Origin of the sequence: Streptomyces sp. NPDC050485 (assembly GCF_044458185.1) — a bacterium.
Taxonomy (GTDB): Bacteria; Actinomycetota; Actinomycetes; order Streptomycetales; family Streptomycetaceae; genus Streptomyces.
The window spans coordinates 19,766-39,790 of sequence record NZ_JBITHR010000041.1; the positions used below are offsets into that span (position 1 = coordinate 19,766).

At 69.1% G+C, this 20,025-nt stretch carries 15 protein-coding genes and 5 pseudogenes; 7 read left to right on the forward strand and 13 right to left on the reverse strand.

Features of this window, described 5'->3' with window-relative positions; translation table 11 throughout:
* Nucleotides 1–16: 16 nt before the first annotated feature.
* Nucleotides 17–142 (reverse strand): annotated as a pseudogene (locus ACIBK6_RS39425) (helix-turn-helix domain-containing protein); the annotation flags it as partial.
* A gap of 413 nt (nucleotides 143–555) precedes the next feature.
* Here ACIBK6_RS39425 and ssb point away from each other — a divergent pair.
* Together ssb and ACIBK6_RS39435 are read left to right on the forward strand one after the other, a co-directional pair.
* Nucleotides 556–1,026, forward strand: coding sequence for a single-stranded DNA-binding protein (gene ssb / locus ACIBK6_RS39430; protein WP_399057813.1), 471 nt, complete (start codon nucleotides 556–558; stop codon nucleotides 1,024–1,026).
* A gap of 440 nt (nucleotides 1,027–1,466) precedes the next feature.
* Nucleotides 1,467–2,171, forward strand: coding sequence for a type 1 glutamine amidotransferase domain-containing protein (locus ACIBK6_RS39435; protein WP_399057815.1), 705 nt, complete (start codon nucleotides 1,467–1,469; stop codon nucleotides 2,169–2,171).
* A gap of 187 nt (nucleotides 2,172–2,358) precedes the next feature.
* On the opposite strand, the pseudogene ACIBK6_RS39440 reads toward ACIBK6_RS39435, so the two are convergent.
* The 7 genes and pseudogenes from ACIBK6_RS39440 to ACIBK6_RS39470 all read right to left on the reverse strand — a co-directional run bounded on the left by ACIBK6_RS39440 (nucleotide 2,359) and on the right by ACIBK6_RS39470 (nucleotide 7,116).
* A pseudogene (locus ACIBK6_RS39440) lies at nucleotides 2,359–3,470 on the reverse strand (integrase core domain-containing protein).
* Between the two features lie 231 nt (nucleotides 3,471–3,701).
* Nucleotides 3,702–4,424 carry a VOC family protein gene (locus ACIBK6_RS39445; RefSeq protein WP_399057817.1) on the reverse strand — a complete coding sequence of 241 codons (723 nt, stop codon included), beginning with the start codon at nucleotides 4,422–4,424 and terminating at the stop codon, nucleotides 3,702–3,704.
* A 180-nt stretch (nucleotides 4,425–4,604) separates the two neighbouring features.
* Nucleotides 4,605–4,820, reverse strand: a pseudogene (locus ACIBK6_RS39450) (Tn3 family transposase); the annotation flags it as partial.
* Between the two features lie 155 nt (nucleotides 4,821–4,975).
* Nucleotides 4,976–5,676 (reverse strand): annotated as a pseudogene (locus ACIBK6_RS39455) (IS6 family transposase).
* A gap of 132 nt (nucleotides 5,677–5,808) precedes the next feature.
* The gene (locus tag ACIBK6_RS39460) at nucleotides 5,809–6,291 is read right to left on the reverse strand and encodes a hypothetical protein (protein WP_399057819.1); all 483 of its coding nucleotides are present in this window, start codon (nucleotides 6,289–6,291) and stop codon (nucleotides 5,809–5,811) included.
* A gap of 13 nt (nucleotides 6,292–6,304) precedes the next feature.
* Nucleotides 6,305–6,670: an ArsR/SmtB family transcription factor gene (locus ACIBK6_RS39465; protein WP_399057821.1), complete on the reverse strand. Its 366-nt coding sequence runs from the start codon at nucleotides 6,668–6,670 to the stop codon at nucleotides 6,305–6,307.
* The gene (locus tag ACIBK6_RS39470) at nucleotides 6,670–7,116 is read right to left on the reverse strand and encodes an SRPBCC domain-containing protein (RefSeq protein WP_399057823.1); all 447 of its coding nucleotides are present in this window, start codon (nucleotides 7,114–7,116) and stop codon (nucleotides 6,670–6,672) included. Before ACIBK6_RS39470 ends, ACIBK6_RS39465 begins: the two co-directional genes overlap by 1 nt.
* 458 nt (nucleotides 7,117–7,574) lie before the next feature.
* Here ACIBK6_RS39470 and ACIBK6_RS39475 point away from each other — a divergent pair, with 458 nt between their 5' ends.
* The gene (locus ACIBK6_RS39475; protein ID WP_399057825.1) at nucleotides 7,575–8,693 is read left to right on the forward strand and encodes an alpha/beta hydrolase; all 1,119 of its coding nucleotides are present in this window, start codon (nucleotides 7,575–7,577) and stop codon (nucleotides 8,691–8,693) included.
* 115 nt (nucleotides 8,694–8,808) lie between these two features.
* Complete coding sequence (locus ACIBK6_RS39480; RefSeq protein ID WP_399057827.1) at nucleotides 8,809–9,291, forward strand: helix-turn-helix domain-containing protein; 483 nt, start codon at nucleotides 8,809–8,811, stop codon at nucleotides 9,289–9,291.
* Between the two features lie 1,357 nt (nucleotides 9,292–10,648).
* Here ACIBK6_RS39480 and ACIBK6_RS39485 read toward each other — a convergent pair.
* Nucleotides 10,649–11,170 (reverse strand): hypothetical protein, encoded by a 522-nt coding sequence (locus ACIBK6_RS39485; RefSeq protein WP_399057829.1) that lies wholly within the window; start codon nucleotides 11,168–11,170, stop codon nucleotides 10,649–10,651.
* A 244-nt stretch (nucleotides 11,171–11,414) separates the two neighbouring features.
* The gene (locus tag ACIBK6_RS39490) at nucleotides 11,415–12,749 is read right to left on the reverse strand and encodes an MFS transporter (protein WP_399057831.1); all 1,335 of its coding nucleotides are present in this window, start codon (nucleotides 12,747–12,749) and stop codon (nucleotides 11,415–11,417) included.
* A gap of 100 nt (nucleotides 12,750–12,849) precedes the next feature.
* Between ACIBK6_RS39490 and ACIBK6_RS39495 the strand changes: the two genes are divergently transcribed.
* A complete protein-coding gene (locus ACIBK6_RS39495; protein WP_399057833.1) occupies nucleotides 12,850–13,935 on the forward strand; it encodes a DUF5937 family protein in 1,086 nt (361 codons plus the stop codon).
* A gap of 896 nt (nucleotides 13,936–14,831) precedes the next feature.
* On the opposite strand, the gene ACIBK6_RS39500 is transcribed toward ACIBK6_RS39495, so the two are convergent.
* On the reverse strand, nucleotides 14,832–15,704 hold the full coding sequence (locus tag ACIBK6_RS39500; protein ID WP_399057845.1) for a thiopeptide-type bacteriocin biosynthesis protein: 873 nt from the start codon (nucleotides 15,702–15,704) through the stop codon (nucleotides 14,832–14,834).
* A 68-nt stretch (nucleotides 15,705–15,772) separates the two neighbouring features.
* A pseudogene (locus ACIBK6_RS39505) lies at nucleotides 15,773–16,720 on the reverse strand (lantibiotic dehydratase); the annotation flags it as partial.
* A 104-nt stretch (nucleotides 16,721–16,824) separates the two neighbouring features.
* Between ACIBK6_RS39505 and ACIBK6_RS39510 the strand changes: the two are divergent.
* Nucleotides 16,825–17,616: a peptidase dimerization domain-containing protein gene (locus tag ACIBK6_RS39510; RefSeq protein ID WP_399057835.1), complete on the forward strand. Its 792-nt coding sequence runs from the start codon at nucleotides 16,825–16,827 to the stop codon at nucleotides 17,614–17,616.
* 285 nt (nucleotides 17,617–17,901) lie between these two features.
* Here the strand turns inward: ACIBK6_RS39510 and ACIBK6_RS39515 are convergent, their stop codons facing one another.
* Nucleotides 17,902–18,831: an NAD-dependent epimerase/dehydratase family protein gene (locus ACIBK6_RS39515; RefSeq protein ID WP_399057837.1), complete on the reverse strand. Its 930-nt coding sequence runs from the start codon at nucleotides 18,829–18,831 to the stop codon at nucleotides 17,902–17,904.
* A gap of 130 nt (nucleotides 18,832–18,961) precedes the next feature.
* On the opposite strand from ACIBK6_RS39515, the gene ACIBK6_RS39520 reads away from it, so the two are divergent.
* Nucleotides 18,962–19,933, forward strand: coding sequence for a GlxA family transcriptional regulator (locus tag ACIBK6_RS39520; RefSeq protein WP_399057839.1), 972 nt, complete (start codon nucleotides 18,962–18,964; stop codon nucleotides 19,931–19,933).
* Nucleotides 19,934–20,025 lie beyond the last annotated feature (92 nt).

Consider the following 20,025-nt stretch of genomic DNA (forward strand, 5'->3'; position numbering starts at 1 on the left):
CGGTGCGGCTGAAGTATCACGAGGCGGCCAGCTTGTGGCGCCGGTCTCCGCCGCGCGTACGGAACTGCACCCCTGCATCGGCGAGCAGGCGGTGCACGCCGCCGTAGGAACGGCCCGTCGCCTTCGCCAGCGTACGGACCGAGGGCCGCCCGGGCCGCCACCCGGTACCGCCAGGTGGCGGGCGCGGACGGGGGGGGGAATCGTCCCGTCCCCTCACGTCGTGCCCCGGGTACCGGGCCGGGCAGGCGATGATCGGCGGGCAGTTGGAACGGGCCCCGGCGCTCCCACCCCCGGCGCCACGGGCCCAGCCCCGCTCCGCCCCCAGGCCACCCATTCCACGGTTTCCCAGGCAACGGGGCGGAGCAGGCTGCGCAGAACCGTTTGAAGGCCTGCTCGTTGAACCTGTCGTATCCGTACCCCACGGAGCCCATCAGGCCCGCGAGGAGCGTCACGTCCGCCGCGGGCCTGATGCCGCGAGGCGTCCGCGCAGGCCCGTTGTCGGTTCCCGGCGGTACGGTGGACGCCTCACGGAGCGGCAGTTGAGGGGCGGACGGCATGGCGGGCGAGACCCTGGTGACGGTGGTGGGCAACCTGACCGCCGACCCCGAACTGCGGCACACCGCTACTGGAATGCCCGTCGCGGGCTTCACCATCGCCTCCACCCCCAGGGTGTTCAACCGCGAGCGCAACGAATTCGTCGACGGGGAACCCCTGTTCCTGCGCTGCTCGCTGTGGCAACAGACCGGCGAGAACGCGGCGGCGTCCCTGACCCGCGGCACGAGGGTGATCGTCACCGGGAAGCTGAGACAGCGCACCTTCGACGACAAGGAAGGCCAGCGCCGCACCACCGTCGAGATCGACGCCGAGGACGTCGCCGTCTCCCTCACCTACGCGAGGGTGGCCGTGACCCGGACCCACCGCAGCGCAGCGGGGCCACAGACCTCACCGCCTTCTGCGCCGGGCCCCGCTGCCGATACCCCTGAGCGGGCCCCCGGCCCGGGGGCCTCGGAGCCCCATCCGTTCTGACGGCGACTGCCACGGAGAGACCGACCCAACTCCCGCATTCGGCAGTCCGGTTGCGATGCCGCCGGATAGCGTGGCCGAACGGCCAAGAGACTCAATAAGCGGGTGCAGCCCCGTATGCGGCGCATCCCCGCACAGCGGGTCATCGACGGCTGGCCCGAGCAAGGCGGAGTGATCCGCCGTATCCGTCTGACATCGCCTGCGGTGGTGAGCGCTCAGCCAGCCGGGCCCAGCGCGCACCCGGCTGGCTGAGCGGTGTTCATCGGTGTTGAAGGGGTGGGTTCCGTACTCGAAGGCGGGGCGATGGGGATGCGCGCCGAAGAGGGCGATGGGACGATGTTCGGCGCCAGGGGATGGCAGGTCCCCCGAGAGACTTGTACCGGTGAAATGGTGTTGCCGACCGAACTCCCCATAACGGGGGGACCCGCAGTTGGAGGTATGCCGTGCCTGCAGCCAAGAACAAGATCCTCATCATCGTCACCAATGCCGACGAATATCAGAAGGTTGGCCTGAGGACCGGACTCTGGCTCGGAGAGCTGACCCATTTCTGGGACTTCGCCGGCGAGCGTGGGTGCACCATGGATATCGCGAGTCCGTCGGGTGGCAAGATCCCCCTCGATCCGGAGAGTCTGACGCGGCAGATGCTGGATGACCATGGCACTGGCAAGCGCTACCTGGACCGGGACTTCATGAACCTCCTGGAGGACACCATGACGGTCTCCGAAGCGAGTGTCGACGACTACGACGCCATCTATCTCACCGGCGGCCACGGGGTCATGTTCGACTTCCCTCAGAGCCAGGCCCTGGAAAGCCTGATCGCCAGGTTCTACGAGACCGGCCGTGTGGTGTCGACCGTCTGCCACGGCGCCGCCGGTCTGCTCAACGTCACTTTGAGCAACGGGGAGCCTCTGGTCAAAAGCAAAAGGGTCACCGGCTTCTCGTGGCCAGAAGAGGAGCTGGCGAGCCGGGCGGAGGCTGTCCCCTATAACGTCCAGGAAGAGCTGAAGAAGCTGGGTGCCGATTACAGCACGGCCGCCCAGCCGTTCGCCTCGTATGTCGTCGAGGATGGGCGCCTGATCACGGGCCAGAATCCGTCTAGCGCCAGGGCAGTGGCCGAGGCAGTCGTCAAGCAGCTGGCCCCCGGGTGAGGGCTCCGCGTCCATGTCGAGGTTCGCGGCGTGCCTGCTGATAGCGTCGAGCCAGGGCAGATGGAGGCGGGTGAACGTCTTCGTGGCCGCTTCGCTATCCCAGGAGGCCAAGGGGCGCTCCCATAAAAGGGCGGGGTCTCGGGGCCCTTTGGTGCCTTGCCCTTGCCGAGAATCTCATCCGCGCAGGTCACGCGGTATGTCGGTACTCGTGGGGGGGGTGCCGCCCGGACGCTCGCGTCGTTGTATGTCAAGGCGGGCGATCTGCTCCGGATCGGCGATCGGCGATCGGCGGGGGGAGGGGACGGAGCGGGCGGGCGTTCGCGATGCTCTGGTGCGGCCGGTGGGAGGTGTAGAACTGTTCGAACTCCCGCAGGGCGTGCAGCAGGTGGCGCTGGTTCCAGATCAACGTCCGGTGGAGTAGTTCGCGCCGGCAGGTCTGCACCCACCGCTCCGTGACCGGGTTCGTTCTGGGCATCCGGACCGCGCTGAGCACGACCTCGATCCCCGCATCGTTCAGGACGGCGTCGAACAAGGCCGGGAACGTGCCGTCCCGGTCGCGGATCAGGAACCGCGCCCGGCAGCCGGCGTCCCCCAGGTCCATGACAAGGTTCTTCACGGCCTGCACCACCCAGGCGGCGGTCGGATGCGCGGTGGCGCCCGGCATCCGGATCCGGCGACTGCCATGCCCGATCACCGCGAACACGTACATCCGCGCCCCCGACAGCGTGGCCGTCTCCAGGAAGTCGCAGGCCCGCAGGGCGTCGGCCCGGGAAGGCGGGAAGTCGGCCCAGGTACTGGAGGCGCGCTCGGGTGCCCGGTCAATCCCGGCCTCCCGCAGGATCTCCCACACGGTGGAGGCAGCCACCTTCACCCCGAGGAACAGCAGCTCTCCGTGGACGCGCCGATACCCCCAACGGGGATTCTCCCGCGCCAGGCGCAGGACCGGCGCGCGGATGGAGCGCAGGTCCGCGGCCGTCCCGGGCGCTTCGGCCTCGACTGGTACTGGTCGGCTTGCCGGCGGGCGAGAAGGTCGCGGTGCCACCGCAGCACCGTGTCCGGGCGCACCAGCCGACGCAGCCGACGCAGCACATCCAGCAGCAGCCGGTGAAGCAACGCCGCCAGGAACACCCGACCACTCGGGGTGAACCGCAACATCTCCGTGCCCAGTTGACGCTCCAGCACCGCAAGCTGGTGGCGCAGCGCCAGGATCTCCGCGTCCCTGTCCCCCTCGCTCATCGGCAGCAGGCCCAGCACCGCGAACGCGTTCGTCACCGTCAGGTAGCCCAGTCGCAGCAGCACGGTGGATCACCATGCCGCACGGATCATCGAAGAAGAGGCCTCCGAGCCGCTCAACCATGGCCATCGCGCCCCTGGTCCAGCCGACTGACTCCACACTCCTGACCCGGCAGGATGGGATTCTCGGCAAGGGCACGCTGGCCGACCGAGGCGGCAACAGCGCCCGGCGATCTTCGCCCTAGTGTGTTTCATAGGTGCGCCTATGAAACACAAGCCCACCCGACAACAGCCTCGCTACCGGGGCCTCTGTACGGAGAACTCGTTGCCGTCGGGGTCGAGCATCAGCACCCGGACGCCGTCGCCCTCGCCGATGTCGGTGCGCGTCGCGCCGAGCGAGATCAGGCGGTCGACCTCCGCCTCCCAGTCGGCGTCGGCGGGGAGCGCCAGCTCGAAGTACAGCCTGTTCGTGCCCGTCTTCGGCGCCACCGGAGGACCACCCCACGTGATCTTGGTACCGCCGTTCGGCGATTGGATCGCGGTCTCCTGGTCCTGGTCCCAGACCAGCGGCCACCGCAGCGCCTCGCTCCAGAAGTAACCGACCTCCTGCGTACCGTCGCAGGCCAGCGCTCCGATGAAGCCGGTGTCGGCGAGGAACTTGTTGCCGGCCTCGATGACGCAGAACTCGTTGCCGTCTGGATCGGCGAGCACCACATGCCCCTCTTCCGGGAGTTGGCCCACGTCGATGTGTTTCGCGCCGAATTCCAGTGCCCTGACCACCGTCTGCTGCTGATCCTCTGGGGAGGTGCTCGTCAGGTCGAAGTGTGCCCGGTTCTGGCCGATCTTCAGTTCCTGGCCCGGCAGGAAACGGATGCGGAACCCGGCGGTATCAGGCGGCAGGATCGCGACGTCGTCGTCCGGACCGTCGGCCAACTCCCAGCCCAGGACCCCGGACCAGAACCGTGCCAGGCCCGACGGCCGGGTCGTATTGAAGCAGATCGCGAAAAGTTGACTGGTCATACCCCGTACATCTCCGATCCACTGACGGTCGATACGGCGCCTCGCCCTCCCCGCGAGCGCAGCCTAGAGGTGGCCGTGCGGCACCAGCATCCGAGTTTCCGTCGCGGGAGCCCGGTCCCCTACAGGATGACGGTCGTGCGGAGGGGCATCGTCGTCCACGGCACCGGCTGAGCCAGCCTGTCACGCCGGGGCGGCAGCTGGTTCGCCCTCGGGGTGCGCGGCGCGGGCTGTCAGGTCCAGGTCGAGGCGTCTGTTCATGTTCAGCTCGAACCGGCCGTACGGGTTCACATGCGTCCAGAACAGCGGGGACAGGCCGCGCCGGTCCGCCTCGGTGAGCTTGTCCGCCCACTTCGGCTCGGCCAGAACCTCTTGGACCAGCAGGGTGTTTACCTCAATACCCTTATGATCCAAGACGCCCTGACCGAGCCGGAGTGGGCCGACGTCCTCACCCCCGAGGACCGCTGCGGGTGTTGTCAACTTGTGGTGCTGTGTAGGTAGTTGAGGTGTGCTGGAGGCGGTCTGGGTGGGGTTTGCCAGGGGATGCCGCTGCTTCAGGCGGTCGCGGGGCAGCCGGTGGCCTGCCGCCACGTGGTGAAGCGATGATGCATTTCGGATCGGTAGTCGGGGGCGGTGAGCAGGTGACGGCGGGGCCGGAAGTGGGGTGAGATCCCGGAGAAGGCGGACAGGAATTTCTGGGCGTGCCCGCGCGAGGTGAATCTCTTCATGGCGCGCTCGCGCTGTCGGGTGGGCTGGTGGCTGCTCTCCGCGCGGTTGTTCAGGTACTTCGAGGAACGGTGTTCGACCGAGGGCATCACGGTGCGGTGGGCGGCCCCGTACGAGCGGAGCTTGTCGGTCACCATGACGCGCGGCACAAACTCGCAGCCCTTGAGCAGGCGGCGGAGAACCACTCGGCGGCCCGGGCGTCGCGCCGCGGCTGGACGAGGATGTCCAGGACGTTGCCGTCCTGGACGACCACGCGCCACAGGTACTGGATCTTCCCCTTGATCCTGATGAAGACCTCGTCCATACGCCACTTGCCGCCGGGGCGCGGTCGACGCCGGCGCAGCCCGTTGGCGTCCGTCTCCCCGGACTTGTCACACCACTGCGGCACCGTCTCGTACGAGACGGTGATCCCGCGCTCCAGCAGCAGCTCCTCCACCTCGCGGAAGGACAACGGGAAGCGGAAATACAGCCACACCGCGTGCGCGATGAGCTCCGGCGGGAAGCGGAAACCCCGGTTCGACGGTGCCACGGTCTGGACGAGGGGGCCCTCCCCGAAACGACACCGAAGTGATCGTCTCACAGAGGCCCACACTCAAGTTGACGATGCCAAGATGAGTAATGCGCTACGGACGCCCGGCAGCCGGGCGTCGTTCGCTGCCTTTCAGGTGTTCCCAGGGACGGCGACGCGAAGGTCGAGGAGCTGTTGGGTATGCAGGGGCACGTGATTCTCGGCGAGGCCATCGATGAGGCCCGCCACCGGAACCGGCTGGTCCAGCACGAGCGCGTCGTTGGACAGGAGGATCGTCGGCACCAGAACCGAGGCGGCTTTCTCGTTGAGCTGATCGGCGATGTCGCAGAGAACCGCGGCTTGGCTCCGGACATGATCAATCAATTCCGGCCGGCCCGAGTGCTCGGCGATGATCCGGTCGAGATTCCAGGTGTCGAGGGAGATCCGGTTGTCGAAGGTGGGGCGCGAGCCGGCGACGACGCCAAGAGCCACCGCCGCGGTCGCGGCGTCGACGCTGAGGAGATGGGCCAAGACCTGATCGGCGTTCCATCCTCCGTCGGTGCCTTCGCCGAGGTCGGGGATTGCCGCCGCATCGAGCAACTTGTCGTAGGCGCTGCGAAGTGCTGTCGTGTCCATGATCTGCTTCCTTTCAGTCGGGTCGTGCCGAGCGCGCGTCCAGCTCCGCCGCCTCGGCGACGCGCTTGATCTTCGCCAACCGCCGGCCCCAGTCGGCCGCCAGTGAGGCCATCCACCGCGCCGTCGCATCCAGCGCCGCGGGCTGTACCGCGTAGCGCACCTCGCGTCCGACCCGGCTGCTGGAAACCAGCCCGGCGGCGTCCAGGACGGCGAGGTGCTTGACCACCGCCTGCCGCGAGACGGGAAGCCGTGCGGCGAGTGTCGTCGCGGTGGCCTCGTCCTGGGCGGCGAGCAGTTCGAGCAGTTGACGTCGGGTCGGGTCGGCGAGCGCGGCAAGGACGCTGTCGACGACCTCGGCGGCGCCGGGACCTTCTTCCATCACATGGAGGGCTGTTCGGCGCGAGTCTTGAGCGCGCCGAGCTCCAGGGGCCAGCCTGCGCTGTGGTCCTTCAGGTTCTGACTGCGCAGCTCCTGGGACCCGGCCAGCGCCGCGAACCCGCTCTCGACGACGCGCAGCCGCGTCTGGTCGCCTTCCGGGGTCAACGTGAACTCCACGAGGGTGCTGTTGTCCTCACGCAGCTCCTCTCCGGGGAACGCACTGGTCCAGCGGTACGCGAGGTACGTCGGCGGCTCGACCCTCTCCACCCGCACCGGGAAGTCGCCGTGCTCGGCATTCTTCGCCACCATCGACTCACCTTCTTTGGCCACCGTGCCGGGCAGGCTCGCCTTGTCGGCCACCCAGAAACCGGGTTGGACCACCAGCGACCAGACTTGCTCCAGGGATGCCTCGATCAGGGTTTCGCACTCGATCCGGTCCTCGCTCATAAGGGGCTCCTTCACCGCCGATGAATGCAATCCCAGAGTTGCACATCGACTCTCCGGGTGCAACCCGAGAGTTGCACTCCGATCGCGCACCACTTGAGGGGGCGGTATGTGACTTGATGCCCGTTTCTTCGCTACGGCTGGAGCGGGCGAGCCAGTCGTGGGCTCGCCGGTCGGTTACGGCGTCGGCCGGGTGAACAGCCCCGGCTCGGTCTCGACCAGGATCTTGCGGTCGACCAAGCGCTTGAGCTTGGAGCGGGACTCCTGAACTGTCGACTCGCCCCTGGCTCCATTCGCCGTCGGCCGGTGATCAATCGGGTGCCGTCGATTGCGACGTCGCCCCAGGCCCTGGCGCTTCGGGCCTGCCTGTGCGGGTGGTACTACCATCACCACGTTTGACCGTTTTGCTCCACTGGATCGCGGATAACCCTGCTCAGAGGTGACCGGATCAAGGAGCGTTCATGTTCAACTACTTCCCGAAGAATTACATGTGGTCGTCGGCGTTGATGTTGTCGATCATGGCTGGTGGCGATCTGGGGCAGATCGACCGCCAACTCGCGCCCTTGCGCGATACCGAAGAGGCGGACACCGACGCGTGGACGAGGGCGTGGGACAGAGCGGGCGCGTTGCAGGTGGAGTTCGCCGAGGAGGACCTTCGCCGCGGATTGCCGCGAAGTGCCATCAACCGGTTCCTGCGTGCGTCCAACTACTACCTGACCGGTGAGCGGCAGACCCCGCCGGGGCCGGAGAAGATGAACAGCTACGAGCTGGCGCGTGCGGCGTTCGTGAAGGCCGTCTCTGTGATGGAGCGGCCGCTGGAGCGGGTGGAGGTCGAGTCGCCGGACGGCATCCTGCCCGGCTACCTCATCCCCGCCCGCGATGTCGACGGCCCCGCCCCCGTCGTGGTCTTCTACAACGGCTTCGACGTCACCAAGGAGCTGCTGTACGGGTTCATCCGCGGCGAGTTCGCCGACCGCGGCATCGCCTGCCTGGTGATCGACACTCCGGGCACCGGGGAGCCGCTGCGGCTGCGCGGCGTGCCGTCCCGCCCCGACTACGAGGTCCCCACCACCGCGATCGTGGACTATCTCCTCACCCGCCCGGACATCGACCCCGAGCGGATCGGGCTACTGGATATCAGCCTCGGCGGCTACTACGCGCCGCGCGGCGCCAGCTTCGAGCACCGGATCAAGGCCGTCGCCGCGTGGGGCGGGGTATGGGACTACGGTGCGCTCTGGCAGCACCGCTGGGACACCCGGTCCAAGCACACCCCGGTGCCGTTCTGGCAGCTGCCGTGGGTGATGGGTACCGAGACGATGGAGCAGGCACTAGTGCGGGTCCGGGAGTTCAGGCTCGCCGACGCGATCCCGCATCTGACCCAGCCGCTGCTGATCGTGCACGCTTCGGGCGACAAGGGCATCCCGTTGCCCGACGCGGAGCAGGCGTTCGAGGCCGCCGGCTCGACCGACAAGCAACTGCGCGTCTTCGACGGCACGGACGGCGGCGAGGAGCACTGCAACGCCGACGACCCCGATCCCGCGCGGCAGTTGATCGCGGACTGGTTCGCCAAGCGACTGTGAGCCCCGTCAGCCCCTTGCGGCCGGTTCCCTCGGGGACGACCGGTCAGCTGCGACAGGGGCCGTGGCGCGGGTCGGCGCGAGTGCCGACATGCTGTCGCGCCCTAGGATCGCAGCCGTGGCGGATCCGATCAGCGAGTTCGGCGCGACGCTGCGCGGCTGGCGCGACCGGGCGGCCCCAGAGGAGTTCGGGCTGCCCACCGCCGCGAACCGGCGGGCGCCCGGTCTTCGCCGCCAGGAACTCGCCCGCCTGGCCGGTGTGTCCGCGGACTACCTGGTCCAGCTTGAGCAGGGACGGGCGAGCGCACCCTCGCCCCAGGTGCTGACCGGGCTCGCCCGCGCCCTGCGGCTGACCGATGCCGAACGCGAGCACTTGTTCCGCCTCGCCAGACCGACTGGCTCCCGACAAGAAGCAGGTTCGCGACACGCTGCCGCCCAGTACAGGGGCGGAACACCCTCTGGTGTGCTGGCCGCTTCAGCGGTGGTGCGCCTGCCGAAAACCTCATCCGCCCCGGTGAGAGCTGGTGGACAGGGCGTACGGGAGGTCGACATTTTCGGTCAGGCGGGCGCTCTCGCGCAGTTGTCGACCGCTGCGGCATGATGATCGGCTGTGCTGCTGCGACTGGCCTACCTGGGTATGGCGAACTCGTTCGCCATACTGCGCCTGCTGCCGATGAGCGCCCGGGACAAGGACTCCGAGATCCTGGCCTTGCGCCATCAGATCACGGTGTTGGAGCGTCAACTGGGCGCGGCGAGGGTGCGGTTCTCCCCAGCTGATCGGGCGTTGCTGGCAGCGCTGCTACATCGGCTGCCACGCCATGTCCTTCGCAGGCTGCGCCTGCTGGTGCGTCCGGAAACGGTGCTGCGCTGGCACCGCGATGTGCCTCTAGATCGCGAGGGGTGCCGCGGGGGCTGTCATGACCCGCGCCGGCGTCCGAGCCGACAGACACCCCTCACGCCGGGCCACCGACAACCAGTTCCACACCATCCGCTCGGACACGCCCAAAGCCGAAGCAGTCAACCGCACATGAACAGAACCGAGTCCGCCGCGACCAGCGAGGCCAATCAGGCGCGCGACCGCCGCCTCCCGCCCCGCGACAGCCGACACCACCCATTCGGTGAAACTCCCGGGACCGCTTTCAGTCACCAGCCCCTCCCGCAGACACCCGCCCCCGCCTCGCAAACGCTATCCACGGCCGCACGCCTCACACGACACACCGGACTGCGTCCCACCAACGAGTGACGGCCCAGCAGGCCGAACAGTCAGACCCACCCCGAAAACCCACACACGCGACAGCAAACCTTCAGCGGGAAACGACACCGGCCTTCAGCAGAAGAACGACATCCCACAACCACCCACCACACAAAACCCCACCCTGAAAGCCCTGCCGCCAACCACCACAACCCCCACGTCGCCCATCAGACAACGCCAGCGGGAGTGTCCGTTAAATTGACACACCCCCGCGAGAGTGACCAGGCGGGTGGAGCGCAGGATGCGGGGCAGCAACCCTGCCGGGGCCAGGCTGTCGCGGATGTGTGCGGGACCTGCCGGGGCGGGGATGGTCCGGCTGAGCCGGGTGACCAGGAGATGGGGGTTGCCGGTCTGCAGTTGGCTGCGGTGGTCGAGGCAGTTCTGGAGCGCTGTCCAGGTCGCGGGATCCAAGGGGAGAGCCGTTTGTCTCCCGGGGAACTGGAGGGTGTGGCGGGCGGGATCAATGCAGGTATCGGTGAGGTGGCGCAGTTCGGTGATGGTGGCCGCGTGGAGGAGGGCGGTGAGGCCGATGAAGGCTTCGTGCGGGTGGATGCCGCGAGCGGTGGTCCAGCGCCGGTAGAGGTCGCGCTGCTCGGCGAGCGTGAGGGTGCGGCCTTGAAATCCCCTGTGCTGTACCGCAGTTATCGGCTCCGTGGGGACAGTGCCCGCCCTCTCTCCGATGAGAAGGCGGGCATCCCCACGCCTGTCAGTACCAGATCTGGTACTTGTTGTTGTGGTTCGGGTCGCAGGCCGAGGTGTACATGTTTCCATTGCCGTTGCCGTCCAGGCACCAGCCCGTTTCACGGTTCACCAACTGGAAGCCATTGCCGACCGACACTTCCTTCCACTGCTCGTAGTAGTTGATGGGGCCGCTGCACGGTTCCAGGTACGCCGGGCCGGTGTTGGAGCCGGAGGAAGCCCAGTAGGCGGTGAGGCAGACGCCGGTGTTGTGCACCTTCTCCGCCCAGAACTCGCCGGTCTGGTTCTCCAGGCCGCCCTGAACGTCGTCCCACTCCACCCCCTGCTTTGCGCCGTCGTTCCAGCAGACGGCGTCGTTGGTGAGCGAATAGCCGTCTGAGCCGTTGTGCCACATAAGGCAGTGGTCGGTGGCCCTCTGAGTCCAGGTGATGCCATACCCGTCGGCGTACGCGCTGCCAGTGGCGGCGAGCAGCAGCATGGGTATGGCGGCGACCACGCCGACAATCTTGGCGATGTGTGCCTTGAACATGGGTCTTCCCCCCGAAAATGATGTGATGGATGGATCCGGCCACGGCGTGAACATGACCGGAACATGATCGATGCCCCGCCGTGTGGTCGGTGATCAATAGTTTCCTGTGAAGCCCCTGAGTGCTGTGGAGTGCTGGCGATCGAGGGGAGGCCACCCGCCGTACGTCGTGCACTCGCGCGAGTGGCGCCTGGGCGTCAGTGGTGGGGCGCAGCGCTAAGGGCCCGTAAAGAATCAACACGTTGCTTCACGGTCTCCCTGTCGTTGGTGTGGTACGCACATACCGAGCGAGGTTCGTGACCAACTTGCCCTGAGGTTCGTGGTGTTGTTCCCGCATCGCGGTTCTGGCACAGCTCCTCAACTCCCCCCCCGGAGAAGCCCGAGCTGCTGGCTCCTTCTCGGTGGCAACGGCCGACGACGAGAGGAGCGTCGCGGCGGCGAGGCTGCCCCAGAGGGCGGTCGGGCCGTGGGGTGCGAGGGCGGTGATGACCGCCGGGGAGATGGCGAGGCCGAAGCCCGTGGAGAGCTCGAAGCGGGCCAGCGTACGTCCCAGGACGTGGGCCGGGGCGAGGACCGTGACGAGCGCGGTGGCGCTGCCCGCGTAGATGATCTCGCCGATGGTGCAGACCACGGACACCGTGGCGACGGCCGGGGCTCCCCAGCCGTGTCCCAATGAGGTGGCCGCGAGGAAGCCGACGTAGGACGCGGTGAGTACTACGCCGGCGAAAGCCAGCACGGTCCGCCGGGAGAAGCGGGACATCAGGACGGTGACCGGGACCTGCAGGATGACCACAAGGACCGTGTTGGCCACGAAGATGGCTGCCGACCACACCGGGGATGCGTGCAACTGTGTCACCAGGACCAGAGGGAGCGCGATTTCGGGGACGTTGAGGCAGAAGACGTAGACCACGTTGGCGGCCAGCAGCGCGCGCATCCGGGGCGCGGGCCCGTCGTCCCTGTCCATGGCCGGGGCAGCGGCCGGATGCGCGTGCAGGTGGACCGACCACACCAAGGCCGCCGCAGTGAGATAGGCGAGCCCGGTGACGGCTGCCAGCGCCTGCAGTGCGGTGTTGCCGCCCGCCAGGCATGCGGTGGCGAGGAGCGCGCCCGCGCCCAGGCCGGCGTTGCGCAGGGCGCGGCTCGCCGCGAGAGCGGCGTCGCGTTCCCGGCCGTGGGCGACCGTGGCAACGAGAGCCGCGTGGGCGGCCGGCCAGGCCTGATTGCCGATGCCGAGGAAGAGGGCCGCCGCCGCGAACGGCCAGACCTGCCCCGCCGGGGTGGACAGCAGCAGTGCCACGCCCAGCACCCGCACGAGCATCGACGCTGCCACAACCGTGCTGCGTGCGCCGCGGTCCAGCCATCGGCCCACGGCGGGCATGCACACCAGACCCACGACGATGCCGACCGTCATGGCGATGCCGGTGGCCGGTGCGGACAGCCTCAGCACTGTCACCCCGTACAGGAGCAGAAAGGGCCGCAGCAGGCCGGTGCCGAGCGCGTCCACGGCCAGGGCGACGGCGTAGCGGGGGCCTCCGGAGGCACGGACCAGGACGCGGGGCTGGATCTTGGTGGTGGTTGCCATGGCGCCAACGGTGCGTTCGGGCCGCCGGGGTGGCTGCGTCGATTGACGGACACCGTCAACCGACGCCGTCACCGGCCATCTAGTCAGTGATGATGAGCGGATGACGTTGAGGATCGACATCAGCGGCCTGCCGTCCGAGCAACTGCGGTTCGCCGCTTCCCCGCTGGCCGAGCTGACCGCGATGCTGCACGTGCTGGCCGAACCCGGGCATCATCCTCAGCTCGCCGGCTGGGCCGGTGATGTCTGGGCCGGTCTGCCGCCGGAGCTGGCCGAGCGGTTGCGGGAGGCGGAGTTCCTCTGGCGTTCCTCACAAGCCGACTTCCTGCTTCCCGCCCGGCCGCGGCCGACCCTCGCCGAGGAGTTGGACGATGTGGACCGGATCGACGACGAAACGTATGTGACCGCCGCGCTCGTCACCACGTGCGGCAGCAACCGGGTCCACTTCGCCACATCGTCGCCGCTCACCGACGCGACCGCGCGCGGGCGGGCCCTGGACCTGGCCCAGGCCCGCGGCGCGCGGCAAGAGGCCTTCGCGGAACGGCTGCTCGCGGACCCGGTCGCGGTGCGGGCGCGGGTGCGCCACACACTCGAACAGTGCGCTGAGGCCTTCTTCGACGCCGCCTGGACGGGTGTCGCCGTGCGGCTCGCCACCGACCTGCGCCTGAAGAACGACCTGCTGAAGCGCCAGGGCATCGGAGCGGCACTCGCATCGGTCTCCGGCGCGGTCACCCTGGCACCGGACGGCGGCTGCATCATCGTGGACAAGCTGCAGGACAAGGCGACCGCCGCCCACGGCACCGGGGTCACCTTCATCCCCAGTGTCTTCGGCCGCCCGCACCTGGTGGCGGTCCACGCGCCCGGGTGGCAGCCGGTGGTGCAGTACCCCGTGGCCGAGCCGAGTCCGTCGGAGCCGGTATCGCTGGACACGGTCGCGCTGCGGCTGGAGGCACTCGCACATCCGGTACGGCTGCGGCTGCTGCGCACCCTGGCCCGCGGCCCGCACACTACCGGTGAGCTGGCTCACGCCTGGGAACTCTCGCCCCCGGAGGTTTCCCGCCACCTCGCTGTCCTGCGCCGCGCGGGCCTGCTCACGCCACGGCGGCACGGCCGTTACATCCGTTACACCCTCAATCTGCCCGACCTGACGGCGCTGGGCGCCGACCTGCTGGAGGCCGTACTGCGCTGAGTAACCGGCGAGCCGGGACTGTTCGTGCGGTTCGGGCCCGCGGAGGCCTGGCTGAACGGCAAGCGGCTCAGCGTCACCCTGGGCAGCCCAGCCAGCGGGATCAGCCTCATCCTGGAGGGCCCGTGGGACGCACCGTCCACCGCCCGCCTCACCGCCGCCATCCTGGGCAAACGACCGAGGCCGTGCAGCTCGCCGGCGAAGTGGCCGCCCTGCTGCCGCCCGGGCCGTGGCGGGTCATCTCCGACCAGCACCACCCCGACGCCGCCCTCATCCCCGCCCAGCAGCACGCGCCCGGACCCGGAAGACCCCTTGGGCCGCCGCGTCTCCCGCACTCTGCGCCACGTCGGGAACGACCTGCAGGCCGCCCAGTCCGACTGGGACTTCCAGGAACTGATCTCCATCGAGGGCTCGGCCGTCGCCCTGTGGATCACGCGACGGGATCGCGCCGTTGCCCACCTGGTCCGCACCTGCGTATCCACCAGCGCCTCGGGCCCGGACGAGGTAGGGAACACAGTGCCCAGGAGGGAGAAGGACCCCGCCTACCCGCTCAACGACCGCGAGGTGCCCACCGGGCGAACGGTTCCCGCCCGAGTGCGGATCTCCCCCGACGTCGAGAACTTCTCCTGGGGCAACGAGTACGTACAGCTCAGCCCCGTTGACCACCGGGTCGAGGCCCGCCTGCGTCTCTACGTCGGCGAGCGCCAGGCGAGCACTCTGGTCCGCACCGTCACGCTGGAGATCGACCTGCGGGCGCGGCGGGTGACGCTCCCCGACCGGCTCCCCGCCGCCCCGCGCCACCAGGCCGAGACCAAAGGCCGGCATGTGGTCCGCGCCGAGGACGCGGGTGGCGGCGTCGAGGACCTGTCTGGACGTGCCGCACATCTGGTTTGTCGAGTTCAGTTCGGCTCAGGCGGGGACGAGGCGCACGAATACGGCGACGATGCCGAGAAGAGCCGGGGAGTTCCGCTGCCGTCTCCAGCACGAGGACTCCCGGTGGGTGAGGTGATCGAGCAGGCCAGGCCCCTGTCGTGTCCTGGGGTCACCTGGCCCCCGAGGCCAGGCTCTGCCGTGTGCGGCAGAGCAGTTCCAGCGCGGTGCTCGGCCGTGCGGTCCGGGCCCAGCAGGCGGTTGCAGTGCAGGTGGATGTAGCTGTCGCACAGGTCGAGCAGCGGCCTGTCGAGCAGCCGACGACGGTCCAGGTCGGCGAGCCGGGCGGCGACGTCCTCCACCCGGCGGCGGCGTTCGGCGAGGATGTCGCCGATGCCGTGAGGGGGCGGGCTGCGCAGCAGCTCGCAGAACTCTGCCTGGCGCGTGCGGTATTCGGCGCCAGCGAGCCGCCCTCGGAGGGTTCTCCGGTAGGTAGAGCGCAGCCGGTCCTGTTCGTCTAGACCGAGGCCTGCCAGCAGGTCGTCGATGCTGAGCAGGGCGAGTGCCGCGTCGTCGAACGGCATCTGCCCGGTGCGGCCTGGGGCCAGCAGATCGAGGACGGCGTGGCTGTCCGCGGTGTAGAGCTGCTCGGTGGCGTCCATGGCGGCGAGGCCGCCGTAGCGTTCGACCTCCCAGTCGTAGACATCGAAGCTGAACCGTGACAGGTACCCGTCCGCCAGGAGTGTCCCGGCCCGGTCCCCGAGTGCGGGGATGAGCCGGTCGGAGTTGTCGCGTAGGCGAAGCCGCAGGTGAGGGTCGGGGTCCGGGTAGCGCAGGAAGATGCGGCGGTCCGTCTGGTGCGCCAGAGCGAGGACGAGGTCGCAGACGCCGTCGGCGAGCAGGGAGTCCTCCTCCTGTCGGTCGCCGTAGAGCTTGACGTAGGTCCAGTCGGTGCCCCGGGGGGGAGCATGCCCGCGAAGCGGCCGAGGTTGCTCCCAGCGGCTCCAGCGCCGATGTTGGCGCCCACCACGAGCCGGAAGTCGCCCGCGCCGATGGCGGCGGGCGACGGGGCGGCGACCATGGCGTAGAGGTCGAGCGACAGGGGCAGCCTCTGCGGGGCGGCGTCCCAGAGGGCGAGCCGGTCGATGGCGTTCTGGTCGAGGTCGACACTGGCCAGGTGGTCGTGGAGCGCCTCGGTGGCCAGGCGCAGCAGGGTGTCGGCCCGCGTGGTGCCGAGCGGTGCGGCCGGGGCGGTCAGGGACGGTGTGCCGAGGCCGACGACGGGGTCGAGGAGTTCGAGGACGGGCACGTCGCGGTCGATTCCGTACCGGGCCTCGAACGCGCGCCGGTACGCGGTGACGTACGGCAGCCCGTCCGGGAAGGGGGTGAGCTGCAGAAGCAGTTCGGCCGCCCGTACGGCCGTGTCGGCGACCTTGCGGGACACCTGTCCGGCCGCGAGGGGCAGCGCCGTGTCGGCCTGCAGGGGCGTGGCCGTGTCGAGGCCGGTGACACGGCGGGCGTGGTCGGCGAGCGCCGGCAAGGTGGCGGCGCCGACGTCGGGGGGGTGCTTCTCCCAGTCCCGGATCGCGGCGAGCAGCGCGGTGAGGTCGACGTGGGCGGAGGCGGCCGCCGGGATCCGGCCGAGGTGGTCGAGCACGTGCCTGGCGGGGTCGAGGTGGGTCAGGGGCGGGTGGAGGTCCGTTAGCAGGAACGCGTGCCGCCACTGGCCGTATAGCAGTTCGTCGACCTTGTCGGGGGTCGCTCCGGGGACGGTTCGCAGGAGGTCGGCAGCGAGGTCGGCGTAGGCGACGGGGGTGCGGGCGAGGTCGAGGGCGTGGGTGACGGCGCCGGTGGTCCGCAGGGTGACGTTCTCGCCGCCGGTGGCCGTGTGGACCACCTCGACGCCGCTCAGGGTGATCCGCCCGGCCGCGCTGCAGCGCGCCCGGGTTGGCGATGACCCGGGTCGCCCGCTGGATCTCCGGGGACGCTTCGAGCGTGGTGACGAAGTGCGGGAGGGCGTGCATGTCGAGGCGGGCGTGGACGTCGGGCGGCGTACGCCTGCGCGGGTTGGCCGCCTGCGTGGTGGAACTACGGGCGCTGGAGGGCGGTGTGCACTCCGGCAGCCACGGCATAGGCGCCCCGGACGCGCTGACCATGTTGTGCCGGCAGCTGGCCACCCTGCACGACGAGCAGGGCAATGTCGCCGTCGAGGGCCTCGCCACCGCGGTGCCACCCGGCGCCGGCCCTTCCGAGGCGGAATTCCGGGCCGAGGCTGGTCTACTCGAGGGCGCTCAGCTGCTCGGGAGCGGCAGCATCGCCGAGCGAATATGGGCCAAGCCTGCGGCCACGGTCCTCGCGATCGACGCGCCCCCCGTGGCCACCTCGGCCCCTACGCTCACCCCGGTGGCCAGGGCAAAGGTAGGGCTGCGGGTCGCGCCCGGCGATGACGCGCTGAAGGTGAGGAAGGCGCTTGCCCGGCATCTGCGGCACCATACGCCGTGGGGCCTGCAGGTCACCGTCGTCGGCGGAGGTCGCACGGCCGTTCGCCATCGATGCGTGAGGCCCGGCATTCGATGCCGCACGAAGGGCCTACGGCGAGGCATACGGAAACGACGTTGTCGACATCGGTTCCGGCGGCTCCATCCCCTTCGTCGCAGGGTTGCTGACGCCTATCCCCAGGCAGCTATCCTCATCTCCTCCGCCGGAGCCGACGCCGGCAGCCGCGCCCACGGTGCTGACGAAAGCCTGCACCTGGCGGACTTCGAACGCGCATGCCTCGCCGAGACCCTGCTCCTCGCCGAACTCACGCGATGACGCGCAGCCTGCACGTCCCATGGCGACCTCCGGTGGTGTCCGGCTCACGCTGCGTCGTTACTGACACAGGTTGCACGGTTGTGCGGTCACCGACGGACGGCGTACAGGGCCCCATCGTCCGTCAGCCGCCGTGCCCAGAGGGGGTGGTGGACACCAAGGACCGACCTTGCGAGCAACCCCGCGACCAACGGGGCGGACACGACCGCAGCTTTCCTCAGCTGATGACTCCCTCTTGGTCCTCTGTACACATCGTAGCCACGTCCGACGGCCGGGACGGACAAACCGTCAGCGCATGGACCGGGCATGCTCCGCGGCCATCTCGGCCAGGACGCCGTCGAGCGGGGTGGGAGTTACATCCAAGGTCTTCGCGGTCGACGACGCATCGAGGATGTTGGGCCGGTCGTACAGGTACAGCATCTCGGGAAACTCCGCCATGATCGAATCGGTGCGCCCGATGTCCTGGAGCTCTTGCACGGTCATGTGGTGCAGTCGCGGTGCCGGTGCGTCAGCCGCCTCGGCGAGGTGCGCGGCCAATTCGCGCACCGACGCCTCTGACACGGAGGGCACGTGCCAGGACCGCCCCCAAGATTGGTCGTGCCGGGCGGCGGCGACGAGAGTGCGCGCCACGTCGCCGGTATAGGACCAGCTGTGCGGAGCGTCCAGGTCTCCCGGGTACGAGGCGGGCGAGCCAGCCAGTACCTGCGCCCCCACCATAAGCGTGAACGGCGAGTACGCACCGGCGCCGAGGTAGTCGTTGGCTCGGATCTCGGTGACCCGCACCCGGCCCTCGGCGTGGGCTGCGCAGGCGTCGTGCCACATCCGTGCCCGGACGAGGCCCTTCTGGCTGGTCGGAGCCATGGGCAGGTCCTCGGTGACGGGGCCGTCGATCGGCCCGTACCCGTAGGTATTGCCGAGCATGACGTAGACCGCGCCGGTGCGTTCGGCTGTGGCCAGCAGAGCGGAGGCCAGGGGCGGGAAATCGGTCGGCCAGCGGTCGTACGCAGGCATGGCGCAGTTGAACAAGACTGCAGCCCCAGTGGCCAGTTCGACAAGCCGGGCGGTGTCGGTGGCGTCGGCGGCGACACGTTCGATCCGCGGGTGCACCGGCCCGCCGCCGCGGCGGGTGATGAGACGGACCTGCTCACCGGAGTCGGCCAGCAGACGGGCCGTGGCCGATCCGGTGGCTCCGGCGCCGACGATGACATGCAAGGACACGCGTTCTCTCCTGGTCATAGAAGTGGAGCGCGCCACCGGACCAACAAGCCCGGCGCCGCCCTCACCACCCTGCCTGCGGAGTGATCCGTAAGGTAGTGGCCCGAATGCCAAACAACTGGAGTTTCGGGCCATGCATCGAGTCGCCGTCATCGCCGTTCCCCCGGCCACTACATTCGACCTGTCCATCCCCGAGCTGGTGCTCGGCGAGATGTCCGTGGACGGCCGCCCCGGTTACGAGGTGCGCATCTGCACGGCCCGGCCAGGACCCATCGCGACCAGCAGCAGCTTGGAGGTCGCCATCCCGAACGGGCTGGAAGCCGTCGCCGACGCCGACACCGTCATCGTCACCGGAACCGGCGCCCGAGAGGACATCGACCCCCGCGTACTGGAAGTGCTGCGGCGCGCGTCGGCAGCTGACAGACGCGTCGCCTCGATCTGCACCGGAGCGTTCGTCCTCGCCCAGGCAGGACTGCTCGACGGCCGCAGCGCCACCACCTACTGGGCCAAGTCCGACGAGTTCCGCAGCCGCTTCCCCGAGGTCGACCTGCGCCCCGACGTGCTGTACGTCGAGGACGGCAACGTGCTGACCTCCGCCGGACTGTCCGCCGGCATCGACCTCTGCCTGCACCTGGTACGCACCGACTACGGCGCCGCAGCAGCCAACGCCGTCGCCCGCCTGGTCGTGGCAGCACCCGTACGCCCCGGAGGACAGGCCCAGTTCATCGAAACACCGCTGCCACCCGAGAACGGCACCTCGCTGGCCGACACACGCGCCTGGGCACTTGAAAGACTCCATGAACCACTTACGCGTGCCGCTCTCGCCACCCATGCCCGCACCAGCGTCCGTACTCTGACGCGGAGATTCCACGCGGAGACCAGCCTCAGCCCCCTGCAATGGCTCCTCCACCAGCGGGTGAACCGGGCGCAGGAGTTGCTGGAGACCACGTACCTGCCGATGGACCAAGTCGCCCGCCTCAGCGGCCTCGCAACCACCGACTCACTGCGCCAGCACCTGTCGAGACGAACCGGACTTACACCCAGCGCCTACCGCGCCGCGTTCACGCGACGCACGAACCGAGAGAGTGTCCACGCCATCACGTAGTAGGACTCCGTTAGGTCTTCCTATTAGTCCTGATCGCGAGCATGTTGGGAGTGTGGACGTACATGAAGTGAACCGTGTCCGGGCGATGTTGG